The sequence below is a fragment of the Paraburkholderia diazotrophica genome (genome assembly GCF_900108945.1).
GTDB classification, from domain to species: Bacteria; Pseudomonadota; Gammaproteobacteria; order Burkholderiales; family Burkholderiaceae; genus Paraburkholderia; species Paraburkholderia diazotrophica.
The window spans coordinates 290,778-303,895 of record NZ_FNYE01000002.1 but is presented as its reverse complement, the minus strand read 5'-3'; the positions used below and the strand labels follow the sequence as shown (position 1 = coordinate 303,895).

12 protein-coding genes are annotated in these 13,118 nt (G+C 63.6%); 4 read left to right on the top strand and 8 right to left on the bottom strand.

Translation table 11 applies throughout. The annotated features are described in order from the left end of the window. Positions 1-115: 115 nt before the first annotated feature. The gene (locus BMW76_RS04055) at positions 116-883 is read left to right on the top strand and encodes a HesA/MoeB/ThiF family protein (RefSeq protein WP_090863607.1); all 768 of its coding nucleotides are present in this window, start codon (positions 116-118) and stop codon (positions 881-883) included. Between the two features lie 81 nt (positions 884-964). Here the strand turns inward: BMW76_RS04055 and ptsP are convergent, their stop codons facing one another. The 7 genes from ptsP to BMW76_RS04015 form a co-directional block, all read right to left on the bottom strand. Next, positions 965-2,704 carry a phosphoenolpyruvate--protein phosphotransferase gene (gene ptsP, locus BMW76_RS04050; protein ID WP_090863235.1) on the bottom strand — a complete coding sequence of 580 codons (1,740 nt, stop codon included), beginning with the start codon at positions 2,702-2,704 and terminating at the stop codon, positions 965-967. A gap of 343 nt (positions 2,705-3,047) precedes the next feature. Then, positions 3,048-3,317 carry an HPr family phosphocarrier protein gene (locus tag BMW76_RS04040; RefSeq protein WP_090863230.1) on the bottom strand — a complete coding sequence of 90 codons (270 nt, stop codon included), beginning with the start codon at positions 3,315-3,317 and terminating at the stop codon, positions 3,048-3,050. 96 nt (positions 3,318-3,413) lie between these two features. After that, the gene (locus BMW76_RS04035; RefSeq protein ID WP_090863227.1) at positions 3,414-3,926 is read right to left on the bottom strand and encodes a PTS sugar transporter subunit IIA; all 513 of its coding nucleotides are present in this window, start codon (positions 3,924-3,926) and stop codon (positions 3,414-3,416) included. A 285-nt stretch (positions 3,927-4,211) separates the two neighbouring features. Then, positions 4,212-5,168, bottom strand: a complete 957-nt coding sequence (gshB, locus tag BMW76_RS04030) for a glutathione synthase (RefSeq protein ID WP_090863224.1) — start codon at positions 5,166-5,168, stop codon at positions 4,212-4,214. 218 nt (positions 5,169-5,386) lie between these two features. Further along, positions 5,387-6,676 carry a glutamate--cysteine ligase gene (gene gshA / locus BMW76_RS04025; protein WP_090863221.1) on the bottom strand — a complete coding sequence of 430 codons (1,290 nt, stop codon included), beginning with the start codon at positions 6,674-6,676 and terminating at the stop codon, positions 5,387-5,389. A gap of 298 nt (positions 6,677-6,974) precedes the next feature. Beyond that, positions 6,975-8,480, bottom strand: a complete 1,506-nt coding sequence (locus BMW76_RS04020) for an ammonium transporter (RefSeq protein ID WP_090863218.1) — start codon at positions 8,478-8,480, stop codon at positions 6,975-6,977. Between the two features lie 26 nt (positions 8,481-8,506). Then, positions 8,507-8,845, bottom strand: a complete 339-nt coding sequence (locus BMW76_RS04015) for a P-II family nitrogen regulator (RefSeq protein ID WP_020566534.1) — start codon at positions 8,843-8,845, stop codon at positions 8,507-8,509. Between the two features lie 413 nt (positions 8,846-9,258). Between BMW76_RS04015 and BMW76_RS04010 the strand changes: the two genes are divergently transcribed. After that, on the top strand, positions 9,259-9,513 hold the full coding sequence (locus BMW76_RS04010) for an accessory factor UbiK family protein (RefSeq protein WP_087734194.1): 255 nt from the start codon (positions 9,259-9,261) through the stop codon (positions 9,511-9,513). A gap of 100 nt (positions 9,514-9,613) precedes the next feature. Continuing rightward, entirely contained in the window at positions 9,614-11,188 is a 1,575-nt protein-coding gene (locus BMW76_RS04005) for a YifB family Mg chelatase-like AAA ATPase (RefSeq protein ID WP_090863605.1), read from the top strand. Between the two features lie 333 nt (positions 11,189-11,521). Here BMW76_RS04005 and BMW76_RS04000 read toward each other — a convergent pair whose 3' ends face one another. Next, positions 11,522-12,133 (bottom strand): hypothetical protein, encoded by a 612-nt coding sequence (locus BMW76_RS04000; RefSeq protein WP_090863215.1) that lies wholly within the window; start codon positions 12,131-12,133, stop codon positions 11,522-11,524. Positions 12,134-12,535: 402 nt separating this feature from the next. Here BMW76_RS04000 and BMW76_RS03995 point away from each other — a divergent pair, with 402 nt between their 5' ends. Next, the gene (locus tag BMW76_RS03995; RefSeq protein ID WP_090863213.1) at positions 12,536-13,069 is read left to right on the top strand and encodes a TlpA disulfide reductase family protein; all 534 of its coding nucleotides are present in this window, start codon (positions 12,536-12,538) and stop codon (positions 13,067-13,069) included. Positions 13,070-13,118 lie beyond the last annotated feature (49 nt).

The following is a 13,118-nucleotide window of genomic DNA, read 5'->3' as shown; positions in this document are numbered from 1 at the left end:
TGTCTTCGCGGCCCGCGCCGCGAAGACACCTTCCTCCGCGCGATTAGAATAACGAGAACCGCGCCGCTTCCCCTCTCGAGCCAGCGCGCACATACGACACATGCCGCGCCCCGCCATGAACGACGATCAACTTCTGCGCTATTCCCGTCATATCCTTGTCGACGAACTCGGCATCGAAGCTCAGCAGCGCTTTCTCGACGCGCATGCGATCGTGGTCGGCGCGGGCGGCCTGGGCTCGCCGGCGGCGATGTATCTGGCGGCGTCGGGTGTCGGCAAGCTGACGCTCGTCGACGCCGATACCGTCGACCTCACCAATCTGCAGCGGCAGATCCTGCACGTCACGAAGTCGGTGGGACGGCTGAAGGTCGAATCGGGACGCGATGCGATCGCGCAATTGAATCCGGATGTCGAAGTGAACGCGGTGGCCGAACGCGTCGACGATGCGTGGCTCGATCGCACCGTGCCGCAAGCGACTGTCGTGCTCGACTGCACGGACAACTTCGAGACGCGCCACGCGATCAATCGCGCGTGCGTCGCGCACGGCGTGCCGCTCGTATCGGGCGCGGCGCTGCGTTTCGACGGCCAGATCAGCACATTCGATTTCCGCAACGACGACTCGCCGTGCTACGCGTGCGTGTTTCCGGAGGATCAACCGTTCGAGGAAGTCGCGTGCTCGACGATGGGTGTGTTTGCGCCGACGGTCGGCATCATTGGCGCGATGCAGGCGGCGGAAGCGCTGCGCGTGATTGCGGGCGTCGGCGAGCCGCTGGTCGGCCGCCTGATGATGCTCGATTCGCTGCGGATGGAGTGGAACACGATGCGCATCGCGCGCCAGCGGGATTGTCCCGTGTGCGGCGAGCGCCATCGATCCCATCAGTCATAAGAAAGAGCCGCTTCAACGACTCGTTTCATTCCGGGCGCTCGACGACGACGCCGGAGCGCCCGAACGAACAAACACTACACATCAGGCCCGCGCGACCCGTTCCAGCGCCGACTGCACCTCTTCCGGCTCGAAAGCCGCAAGCACATCGGCGACGGGCTTTTCCAGCGTTTTCAGATGCGCGCGCAGGATCTCCTGCTTCACGAGCAGCAACTGGCTCGGATGCATCGAAAATTCCGTCAGCCCCATGCCGAGCAACAGACGCGTCAGCGACGGATCGCCCGCCATTTCCCCGCAGATCGATACCGGCACGCCCACCCGCTTCGCCTCGCGCAGCGTGAACGCAATCAGATGCAGCACAGCGGGATGCAGCGGATCGTACAGATGCGCAACGGCGTTGTCGGCGCGATCGATTGCGAGCGTGTACTGGATCAGGTCGTTGGTGCCGATCGACAGGAAATCGAGCCGCTTCAGGAACAGCGGCAATGCGATCGCCGCAGCGGGAATCTCGATCATCGCGCCGACGCGCACGTTCGGGTCGTAGGCGAGTCCTGCATCGTCGAGCTGGCGCTTGGCTTCCTGGATCAGATCGAGCGTCTGGTCGATTTCGCGCGCGTGCGCGAGCATCGGAATCAGAATCTTCACCGAACCAAACGCCGACGCGCGCAGGATCGCGCGCAACTGCGTGAGGAACATATGCGGCTCGGACAGGCTCCAGCGGATCGCGCGCAGGCCGAGCGCCGGGTTGGGTGCCGTTTCGTATTCATCGCCGATTGAATCGAGCGGCTTGTCCGCGCCGACGTCGATCGTGCGGATCGTCACGGGCATGCCGTTCATCAGCTCGACTGCGCGCCTGTAGGCGGTGAACTGCTCTTCCTCTTCCGGCATCCCATGCTTCTGGTTCATGAAGAGGAACTCGGTACGGAACAGGCCGATGCCCGTCGCGCCCGCGTCGAGCGCCGACTGCGCGTCCTCAGGCAGCTCGATGTTCGCGCACAGCTCGATGCGCGTGCCGCACACCGTCTGCGTCGGCGAGAACTTCAGGCGCTGCAGCTTGCGCGCCTCAAGCGCCTTCTCGCTCTGCCGGTACGAGTACTCTTCGAGCACGATCGGCGCCGGATCGACGATCACGATGCCATGATCGCCGTCGACAATGATCAGATCGTCCTGGCGGATCAGCGCGCTCGCGTGCTGAACGCCGACCGTCGCGGGAATCCCGAGGCTGCGCGCGACGATCGCCGTATGCGACGTGCGGCCGCCCAGATCCGTGACGAAGCCCTGGAAGGTCTGCGTCTTGAACTGCATCATGTCGGCGGGCGCGATGTCGTGCGCGACCACGATCATTTCGTCGCAACGCCCGTGGATGCTGACGAGTGAGCCCGTCGCGCCCGCAAGCGCCTTCAGCACGCGCTCGACCACCTGTTCGATATCGGCTTTGCGCTCGCGCAGATACTCGTCCTCGACTTCGTCGAAGTGGCGCGTCAGGCGTTCGAGCTGTTCCGTCAACGCCCATTCGACGTTGTAGCGGCGGGTGCGGATGAGGTCGATGGTTTCCTGAACGAGCATCGCATCGTTCAGGATCATTGAATGTACGTCGAGAAACGCGCCCATTTCGGTGGGCGCGTCGGCAGCCAGATCGGCGCGCAGTTCGTCGAGTTCCTGATGCACGACCTTTTGAGCCGCGCGAAAGCGCTCCACCTCGTCCTCGATCTGGGTGGGCTCGATCAGATAGTGGTCGACATCCAGCGCAGCCGGGGCGATCAGATATGCCCGCCCGATGGCGATACCGCGTGACACGGGAATTCCATGCAGCGTGAACGACACGCGCACCTCCTCTAGTTGTGTGATGCCGCGGCAAACCGCTGCAGTGCTCTCAGACCCCGCCGATCATTATAAATTCCGAAACGCGCCACGGTGCTGTGCAGCGCAGCATCTTGAGGCACGCGCCTTCGAGCGCTATGCCGTCGCCCGGCTTGTCGTGCGCTGCGCCGGGCATACGTCGGCGCAACATCGGTCTTCGGAAGACGCGCGGCGGCGCGAAGGTGTAGCAAGCCGGCAGCAAGCCGCGTCCGATCGACAGGCAAAATGCGACCGTCAAAAAGAAAACGCCGCGACATCGCGCGGCGTCTCTTCCAGAACGAAAGCGGAAGCGGATTTTTAAGTTTCCTTATTGGCCTTCGCCGAATTTGTCGGCGATCAGTTGAAGCAGCGCGTCCATCGCTTCCTTCTCGTCCTCGCCTTCCGTCTCGATCAACACCGTACTGCCGATGCCCGCTGCCAGCATCATCACGCCCATGATGCTCTTTGCGTTGATGCGCCGGCCGTTGCGGCTCATCCAGATTTCCGCCTGGAAGTTGGCGGCAAGTTGCGTCAGCTTCGCCGACGCGCGAGCGTGCAGCCCCAGCTTGTTCACGATCGTCGTTTCCTGTTGCAGCATGTGTTGTTCCGATGCGCTGGTGTTGAAGTTATCGAGGTAAACGGAAAACCCACCGCACGCGGCGCGCTTGCCGTGTCGCAGATGATGATGCGGCGCTCACGCGTCGTTTGAATCGCAACCGGACCCGTTGCCGGCCTTGCAGGCTTCGGCAAGCGCCTTGTCCGGCGGCAATGCGGGAATGCAATCAGCCGTGCTCGCGACGGGAACGGCAGGCGGCGGCGTCGCCGGTCCAACGGCTTGAATGCCTTTGGTCGCGCCCGCCAGTGCCTTGTCGACGAGCACGTCGAGCGGCGTCGCGCGATAGCAGACGGCGCGCACCAGCATCGGCAGATTGACGCCCGCCAGCACGCGTACATCGGGAAGGGACGCAAGCCGGCCAGCAATGTTCGCCGGCGTCGCGCCGAACATGTCGGTCAGCACGAGCGTGCCGTTTTCTTCCTTGAGCCTGTCGATCTCCGCATAAGCGGATGAAACGACCTGTACGGGATCGCAATCGGGCGACACGTCGATGACGCCGATGCGGGCGGGCAAGCCGCCGTAAATGTGCGCGACACACTCGCGTAGCGCCGTGGCGAAGGGAGCGTGCGCAATGATCAGAATGCCTGCCATGTCAGCCTTGCTGCAGAAAACCGCCCGGAAATCGCTGCCCTGCTTCCCGTGCGCCGCGCGTCAGATGGAAAGCCGGCGCGGCAGGCGGGAAACGAGGCCCATCGAACTCGCCTGAGATCGGGCCGCCAAGGGGCCGGATCATGCTGACCCTCGCGGGCCGCTATCGGGCGAGCGGGCATTGTAACAGCCTCATTTTCGCGCTTTCGGCCTTTTCACGCCTGGCAGGCCGACAGCGCGAACCTTCGTTGCCTTCATTGCAGAACATGGCGGCGCACGAGCGCCGCTTCAACCGACGGCCTTCTCTAGCGCATCGATGAACATCGCCGCGACATCGAACCCCGTCTGATCCATGATCTCGCGGAAGCACGTCGGACTCGTGACGTTCACTTCCGTCAGCCAGTCGCCGATCGCATCGAGCCCGACGAGCAACAGACCGCGCGCGTTCAGCACCGGCCCGAGCGCTTCGGCGATCTCCCGATCGCGCGCCGTCAGCGGTTGCGCGACGCCCAGACCGCCCGCTGCGAGATTGCCGCGCACCTCGCTGCCCTGCGGAATGCGCGCAAGCGAATACGGCACCGGCTCGCCGCCGATCAGCAGAATGCGCTTGTCGCCCGTTTTGATCTCGGGGATGAACTTCTGCGCCATCACCGAACGCGCGCCGTCGTGGCTCAGCATCTCGACGATCGAGCCGAGATTCATGCCGTCCGCCTTCACGCGGAACACGCCCATGCCGCCCATGCCGTCGAGCGGCTTCAGGATCACGTCGCCGTGCTCTGCATGGAACGTGCGCAGACGGGCTGGATCGCGCGTGACGAGCGTCGGCGCGACGAACTGCGGAAACTCGCCGATCGCCATCTTTTCCGAGTGGTCACGAATCGCCTGCGGCTTGTTGAAGATGCGCGCGCCCGCGCGTTCCGCAAGTTCGAGCAGCCACGTCGACGTCACGTATTCCATGTCGAACGGCGGATCCTTGCGCATCAGCACGGCGCCGAAGCCCGCCAGCGCGCGCGCTTCGACGGGCTGCGCCTCGTACCAGACATCGCGATGGCCGTCCGACTGATCGCCGACGATCTCAAAGCGGTACACGTTCGCCTCGACGCCGGAGCCCGTCCACGCCAGATGCTGCGGCTCGCATGCATAAAGCGTGTGGCCGCGCTTCGCGGCCTCGGCCATCATCGCGTAGGTCGAATCCTTGTAGATCTTGAAGCGGGAAAGCGGGTCGGCGATGAAGAGAATATCCATGGAGTTCCTGATGCGCCCTCGCGGGCCGCGCGTTGTTCGTTATAGCGTACGGCAAACGCGCCGATGCCGTGCGTCTGCGTGCCCGTCCGGCGGCATTCGATTTCGCCGGGGCAACAGCCTACCGTGAGTGCGCCCGACGTGCTTGCCGCGCGCCCGCTCGCGTCACGTTCACGCGACGGGCTTGCGCGCCCTGGCGCAAGCAACGGGCGCGCCCGCCGTCAGACCTGGATTGCCTCGGGATCAGTCTTTTCCAGTTCAACCGACGCCGCCAGCAGCCCAAGCCGCCCGACCACGCCATACATGTAGAAGCGGTTCGGCGGCGCGGCGCCCGGCTTCGCATGCGCATCGGGGAGCGCCGTATGCTCGAAGCCGAGCGGCACGAAGTGCATGCCCGGCGCGTTCAGGTTCTGGTCGCGGTCGCGGCTGCCATGCACGCGATAGAAGCCGCCCACGACGTACCGGTCGATCATGTACACGACGGGCTCGGCCACTTCTTCGCCGATGCGCTCGAACGTATAGACACCTTCCTGCACGATCATGTCGTGCACTTCGAGCCCTTCCTTCGTGGTCGCCATCTTGGTGCGCTCGCGCTTCGTGAGCGCGGCCACTTCCGACGCGTCGTGCACCGTCATCACGCCCATGCCGTAGGTGCCCGCGTCCGACTTGATGACGACATACGGCTTTTCCGAAATACCGTACTCGCGGTACTTCTTCGCGATCTTCTTCAGCACGCCGTCGATCGCGTCGGTGAGCGCTTCCTCACCCGTGCGCGCCTCGAAATCGACCCCTTCGACATGCGCGAAGTACGGATTGATCATCCACGGATCGATCTCGACCATCTTCGCGAACTTCTTCGCGACGTCGTCGTAGCAGGAGAAGTGCGTCGACTTGCGGCGCACAGCCCAGCCGGCGTGCAGCGGCGGCAGCACATATTGCTCGTGCAGGTTTTCGAGAACCGGGGGAATGCCGCCCGACAGGTCATTGTTCAGCAGGATCGAGCACGGATCGAAGTTCTTCAGCCCGATCCGGCGCGCCGAGCGCTCCAGCGGCTCCAGCACGATTTTCTGGCCGTCGGACAGCGAAATGGTGACGGGCCCGACGATGCTTTCGTCGAGCGTGCCGAAGCGGACGTTCAAGCCCGCCTGACGCATGATCGTCGCGAGCCGCGCGACGTTTTCCAGGTAAAACTCATTGCGCGTGTGACGCTCGGGGATGACGAGCAGATTCTTCGCGTCCGGGCAAATCTTTTCGATCGACGCCATTGCCGCCTGCACGGCGAGCGGCAGCGTTTCCTGCGGCAGATTGTTGAACGCGCCGGGAAAAAGGTTGGTGTCGACGGGCGCGAGCTTGAAGCCGGCGTTACGCAGATCGACCGAGCAATAGAACGGCGGCGTGTGCTCCTGCCATTCGAGGCGGAACCAGCGTTCGATGGCGGGCGTCGCGTCGAGGATCTTCCGCTCGAGATCGAGCAGCGGACCGTTTAACGCCGTAACTAAATGCGGAACCATTGATCACTCGCAGACTGGAGAAAAAAGATTGTAGAGCAATTGCCCTGCCCATTTGGGGACGCTTTCTCCATTCGCAAGCTGTGGGTGGATGCATTCTCCCTATATCAACGATAGCCGGAAAATCTGCTGTTTGTGAGACAAGATTGCGGCGCGCGGTCGCGGGCATGTCGTGGCCTGCCACGCGATCGCCGCGCGGCTGGGACGAACTGCCGCAGCACGAAAAAAGCCCGCCATGAAGGCGGGCCAAAGTCGCTGTGCTTAAACCTTTTGCAAATCCCGTTGCCGGGAGACGCCTGCCTTACTCGACGTGCTCGCCGTGCAGGATCACGTCCAGACCTTCGCGCTCTTCTTCTTCCGTCACACGCAGGCCGATCGTCACGTCGATGATCTTCAGCAGAATGAAGCTGATCACGCCGCTGTAGACGAGCGTCGTCAGAACGCCCTTCAGCTGGAGGATGACGCTGCCGTCGAAGCCGCCGATGTCCTTGACGGCGAACACGCCCGTCAGGATCGCGCCGACGATACCGCCGATGCAGTGCACGCCGAATGCGTCGAGCGAGTCGTCGTAGCCCATCTTGTGCTTGAGCCACGTGGCCGACCAGAAGCAGACCACGCCCGCGATCAGGCCGATGGCGAGCGCGCCGCCCACGCCGACGAAGCCCGACGCCGGCGTGATCGCCACCAGACCCGCCACCGCGCCCGACACGATGCCGAGCACCGACGGCTTACCCTTCGCGATCCATTCCGCGAACATCCAGCCGAGTGCCGCGATGGCCGTTGCAACCTGCGTCGTCAGCATCGCGAAACCGGCACGGCCGTCCGCTGCCACTGCCGAACCCGCGTTGAAGCCGAACCAGCCCACCCACAGCATCGAGCCGCCGATCATCGTCAGCACGAGGTTGTGCGGCGCCATCGAGTCCTTGCCGTAGCCCGTGCGCTTGCCGAGCACGAGACAGCAGATCAGGCCCGCGACACCCGCGTTGATGTGCACCACCGTGCCGCCCGCGAAGTCGAGGATGCCCGCGCTAGCCAGCCAGCCCGTCGGTTCCCAGACCATGTGCGCGATCGGCGAGTAGACGATGATCGACCACAGCGTCATGAAGATCAGCATCGCGGAGAACTTCATGCGGTCCGCGAATGCGCCCGTGATCAGCGCCGGCGTGATGATCGCGAACGTCATCTGGTAGACGAAATAGACGGATTCCGGAATGGTCGGCGCGAGGTGGCTGACGGTGAGCGTCGTCGCCTTGTCGCCCTTGATGAAGGCCATGCCGTGCAGCATCACGCGCGAGAAGCCGCCGAGGAACGAGCCGCCGGGCGTGAACGCGAGGCTGTAGCCGATCACCGTCCAGATCACCGTCACGAGACAGGTGATCGCGAAGCTCTGCATGACGGTCGCGAGCACGTTCTTCTTGCGGACCATGCCGGCGTAGAAGAGCGCGAGACCGGGGATCGTCATGAACAGCACGAGTGCCGTCGAGGTCAGCATCCAGGCGGTATCGCCGGAGTTGAGCTTCGACGAATCGACCGAAAACGGTGCCGTCGGCGCAGCGGGCGCCGCTTCCGAAGCCGCCGCCGCTGCCGATGCGTCAGCGGGAGCGCTGGCGGCAGGCGCCGCGGAGGCGTCCGCAGCAGGCGCGCTCGCAGCGGGCGCCGCGGCAGCGTCCGACGAAGCCGGCGCGCTCGCCGTCGTGTCCGGGGCGGAAGCCGCGGCAGGCGCCGACGCGTCATCCGCGAGGGCAGCGCCGATGCCGACCGACAGCAGCGAGCCGGCCATCAGCAGGGACATCAATAATTTACGCATCTTCAGTTTCCTCTTGTCGCTGTTTTTTACAGTGCGTCCGCGCCGGTCTCGCCGGTACGAATACGAATCACCTGTTCGATCGGCGTGACGAAGATCTTCCCGTCACCGATCTTGCCCGTCCGCGCCGCCCGCTCGATAGCTTCGATCGCCTGGTCGACGATGTCGTCCGACACGGCCGCTTCGATCTTCACCTTCGGCAGAAAGTCGACGACGTATTCCGCTCCCCGATACAACTCCGTGTGGCCCTTCTGACGTCCGAACCCCTTCACTTCCGTCACCGTAATGCCCGAGACGCCGATGGCCGACAGGGCTTCGCGCGCCTCATCGAGCTTGAACGGCTTGATGATTGCGGTAATGAGTTTCATGAAATCCTCGCTGTAGTGACTCAACCCGTTGCGTGACTTGCATTTGCCTTGCGCCGTGCTTTCGGTCTCAGCCCCCGGAACCGCAGCAAAGGCGCATCTCCAGACGGCGTCCCGCCGGTGCGCGCGGCAGTAACAGCAACGTCCATGCCATGTTTGTGGCACACTCCCGCCGGGCCTTATGGCACAAGGGTTTGCGCGTTTACTTGTCCGGATGGCCAGTTCCGTTCGCGAGCGGTAGCGCGCCCTCGGGATCGTTGCTAGAGTGTTTGCAGGCTTGGGCCACGGGCGTACGCACCAAAGCCGTCCACGCCGGAGCGTGGCGGCTGCATGTCTGCACCATAAACGATCATTCAGTGTTGCGAGGCACGCACGTAACGACACATGCACATTCTTTGTGCAACAAGGGGAATGAAATGAAACAACCAAATGACGTCTTCAACGACTTTCAGGCGCGCGTGAGCGAGCTGTTCAAGAACTCACCGGCCAAGGATGTCGAACGCAACGTGCGTGCAATGCTGTCGCAGGGCTTCTCGAAGCTCGATCTCGTGACGCGCGAAGAATTCGATACGCAGACGCAGGTGCTCGTGCGCACCCGTGCGCGTCTTGAAGAGCTCGAGCGGCGCGTCGCCGAACTCGAACAGAAGCTGCCCGTGACGCAATCTTCCTGAGCACGCCCATCTGATCTGCACATCACAGGCAAGCGGCCCGTGACGTCGTCAGCGCTTTAAGGTGAACGCGCCCGCGAGGCGCGTCTGGACGGGAGAAAACATGTCGCTTGCCGTGGTGCGCAGTCGCGCGCCGGCCGCTGGCCGCGCGCCCGAAGTTACCGTCGAGGTTCATCTCGCCAACGGGCTTCCTTCTTTTTCCATCGTCGGCCTGCCCGATCTCGAAGTGCGCGAAAGCCGCGAACGCGTACGCGCGGCGCTGATCAATTGCGGGCTCGATTTTCCCGTCCGACGCATCACCGTCAATCTCGCGCCCGCCGACCTTCCCAAGGAATCCGGACGTTTCGACCTGCCGATTGCGCTCGGCATCCTGGCGGCGAGCGGGCAGATCCCCGCCGAATCGCTCGCGCATCGGGAATTTGCGGGCGAATTGTCGCTGACAGGCGCGCTTCGGCCGATGCGCGGCGCGTTCGCGATGGCATGCGGCACGGCGCGCGGTCATCCGTCGTCGGCCGATGCTTCTTCCGACGCACAATTCGAGCGGGACGATGACCGCACGCCCGAGTTGTATCTACCGCTTGCCAGCGCAAAAGAGGCGGCGCTCGTGCCCGGCGTCGCTGTCTATGGCGCGGCGGATTTGCCGTCGCTTTGCGCGCACCTCGCTGGTGAAGCCGATGCGCGCCTGTCGCCCGTCGCAGCGCCCACGCTACTCGGCGACGCAGCCGCAACGCCAGCCGACATGGCCGACGTCATCGGGCAGCGCGGCGCTCGGCGCGCGCTCGAAGTGGCGGCGGCGGGCGGCCATCACATGCTGATGATCGGTCCGCCCGGCGCCGGCAAGTCGATGCTCGCCGCGCGCCTGCCGAGCCTCTTGCCGCCGATGACCGACGACGAAGCGCTCACGTCCGCCGCCCTGCTGTCCGCCAGCGCGGCGGGCTTCACGCCCGCGCAGTGGCGTCAGCGGCCGTTTCGCGCGCCTCACCATTCGTCGAGCGCAGCCGCTCTGGTCGGTGGACGCAATCCGCCGCAACCCGGCGAGATAACACTCGCTCATCTGGGCGTACTCTTCCTCGATGAGCTGCCCGAATTCGACCGGCATGTGCTCGAAACCCTGCGCGAACCGTTGGAGAACGGCCGCATCACAATCTCCCGCGCGGCGCTGCAGGCCGATTTTCCTGCAGCGTGTCAGCTGATTGCGGCGATGAATCCCTGTCCCTGTGGCTGGCGCGGCGACCCAGGTGGCCGCTGCCGATGCACGCACGAGGTCGCCGCACGCTATTTGCGCAAGCTGTCGGGGCCGCTGCTCGATCGCATCGATATTCAGATCGAAATTCCAGCGCTGTCGCCCGCTGAACTGTCCACGCGCTCGACAACGCAAGGCGAGGTGAGCGCGTCGATTGCGCAACGGGTGGAGGCGGCGCGCGAACGCCAGCTTCGGCGGCAAGGCAAGACGAATCGCGAGCTGAACGGCCGCGAAGTGGACGAAGTCTGCCGGCCCGACGACGACGGCGAGCGGCTCTTGCGCGAAGCGGGCGAGCGCTTCGGCTGGTCTGCGCGCGCTTACTACCGCGTGCTCAAGGTCGCGAGAACGATCGCGGATCTCGCGGGCAACGACGTCCCGAACGCCGCTCAAATATCCGAAGCAGTGCAATATCGGCGGGCGTTCAGTACCCAGTAAAAGCTGCAAATGACAAAAAAGCGCATGTCAAGACTTGACTTATGCACATTTTCCGCGCTCTGATAACTTTTGATACATCTGAAAGCCTATTGTGAGATGGCGCGGCAATGTCTTTGATTTTATTGAATTTTTCAAAATGCCAAGTTTCAGGGCAAAGTGGCAACCTGCCCGCCGGATGGGCATTTGCGGCCTGCCGCACAGAGTTACCAACAAAGTTATCCACAGATCCTGTGAGTAACCGAAAAAGTCCCATGTAAACGCGAGATTAGCGGTCTTTTCTGCGAAGGAACTTTCACTTGATCGGGCGTTCGCGGGCCGCCTACCCGGCCCAGATCAGTAAAGTTTGAACGATTCGAAGAATTGCTCGACCTGGTCCGGTGGCGGTTCCTTGCTCGCGATCACGGCCGCCTGATACACATGCCGACCCTTGGCGACGAGACGCGCGTGCATCGTCCGAGCTTCCTGTTTGGGTCCCGCCTTGCCGCTGAATGTCATCTCCAGCCCTTGCACCTGACCGCCCGCTGCGAGCGGAATCGCTTTCGCGTGCGCGTTGGGCGCGGTGCCGAGATTGCGCGCGAGCCCCGCGCGCAGATAGTCGAGCGCCATGCGCTGCACCTGCGGATCGTCGCTGGGCAGCATCACCGTGCCGACGGCAAACACGGCGTCGCCGGCCTCGGCGATTTGCATCGCCATTTTCATCGGCGTGCCGTCGATGTCGATCTGCCGTTCGTCCGACGTCGGCTTGGCGGGCAAATCGACCGTGTAGCCGTTGTCGTTGTTCATGATCGTGCGCCAGTCGTAGGTCGGCGAGCATGCGGCGACCAGCCAGCCGGCCGCCAGCACGACGACGACCGCCAGCAACGAACCCAATGCAGATGAAGAAGCGGACGACTGGACGGAACGAGCGAAGCGGCGAGCGGATACGCGGAGAATGGAGCGGAGCATGACGCGGCAAACGGCGATTACATGACGGAAAGCATCATTATCCGCTGTCGACGAGAGTTAGCGCTTTAGCGCTTACTCTCGTCCCATGCAAGGCGGTCGACGAGAGTTGGCGCTTTAGCGCTTACTCTCGTCCCATGCAAGGCGGCCGACGAGAGTTGGCGCTTTACCGCTTACTCTGGTCCCATGCAAAGCGATCGACGAGAGTTACGACCTCAGCGCCCCATTCCTCCCCATACAACCCCGTTATCCACCACTTAACTGCGCCGTGAGCCATGTCACGGGATTGCCGCTACAATATGAGACAAACCCCGGCTGCTCGTATCCGCTGTTGTTCCCGCAACGTACGGGGCGCCGCAAGGTGTTGTTCCGGCGTGCCTTCCGCGCGTTTCCGAGGTCCCGTTCATGAGCCAAACCATCCAAAGCAACGTCTCCCGGCGCTCGAGCCCGGTTCGGTATATCGCCGCGGCTGTCGTTGCAGGCGCGATCGCCGTCGCGGGCTATTTCGCGTTCGGCAGTCAGCAGCATGTGCCCGACGCGACGTTCACGCTGCTGTCCGGCCAGAAGGTGTCGACCGCCGATCTCAAAGGCAAGGTCTATCTCGTCAACTTCTGGGCGACGAGCTGCGACACCTGCATGAAGGAAATGCCGCAGATGATCCAGACGTATAACCGCTTCAAGGATAAGGGCCTCGAATTCGTCGCCGTCGCGATGAGCTACGACGCGCCGATGTACGTGACCAACTACACGGAAACGCGCCGCCTGCCGTTCAAGGTTGCGATGGACGACGGCTCGGCTGCGAAGCAGTTCGGCAACGTGCAGCTTACGCCGACCACGTTCGTGATCGACCGCGATGGCAAGGTGCTGAAGCGCTACGTCGGCGAGCCGCAGTTCGCGGAACTCGATCAGCTGCTGCAAAAGGCGCTGGGCACGACCTGATCGCCCGAATCACTCTTCTCGGCGGCGGGCCTCGCGCTGAATCGTCACA

Bases quoted from the DNA above. Each gene is read 5' to 3' on its own strand.
- BMW76_RS04055 (WP_090863607.1), top strand. From the start codon at position 116: ATGAACGACGATCAACTTCTGCGCTATTCCCGTCATATCCTTGTCGAC.
- BMW76_RS04040 (WP_090863230.1), bottom strand. From the start codon at position 3,317: ATGCTGCAACAGGAAACGACGATCGTGAACAAGCTGGGGCTGCACGCT.
- BMW76_RS04035 (WP_090863227.1), bottom strand. From the start codon at position 3,926: ATGGCAGGCATTCTGATCATTGCGCACGCTCCCTTCGCCACGGCGCTA.
- gshB (WP_090863224.1), bottom strand. From the start codon at position 5,168: ATGGATATTCTCTTCATCGCCGACCCGCTTTCCCGCTTCAAGATCTAC.
- gshA (WP_090863221.1), bottom strand. From the start codon at position 6,676: ATGGTTCCGCATTTAGTTACGGCGTTAAACGGTCCGCTGCTCGATCTC.
- BMW76_RS04020 (WP_090863218.1), bottom strand. From the start codon at position 8,480: ATGCGTAAATTATTGATGTCCCTGCTGATGGCCGGCTCGCTGCTGTCG.
- BMW76_RS04015 (WP_020566534.1), bottom strand. From the start codon at position 8,845: ATGAAACTCATTACCGCAATCATCAAGCCGTTCAAGCTCGATGAGGCG.
- BMW76_RS04010 (WP_087734194.1), top strand. From the start codon at position 9,259: ATGAAACAACCAAATGACGTCTTCAACGACTTTCAGGCGCGCGTGAGC.
- BMW76_RS04005 (WP_090863605.1), top strand. From the start codon at position 9,614: ATGTCGCTTGCCGTGGTGCGCAGTCGCGCGCCGGCCGCTGGCCGCGCG.
- BMW76_RS04000 (WP_090863215.1), bottom strand. From the start codon at position 12,133: ATGCTCCGCTCCATTCTCCGCGTATCCGCTCGCCGCTTCGCTCGTTCC.
- BMW76_RS03995 (WP_090863213.1), top strand. From the start codon at position 12,536: ATGAGCCAAACCATCCAAAGCAACGTCTCCCGGCGCTCGAGCCCGGTT.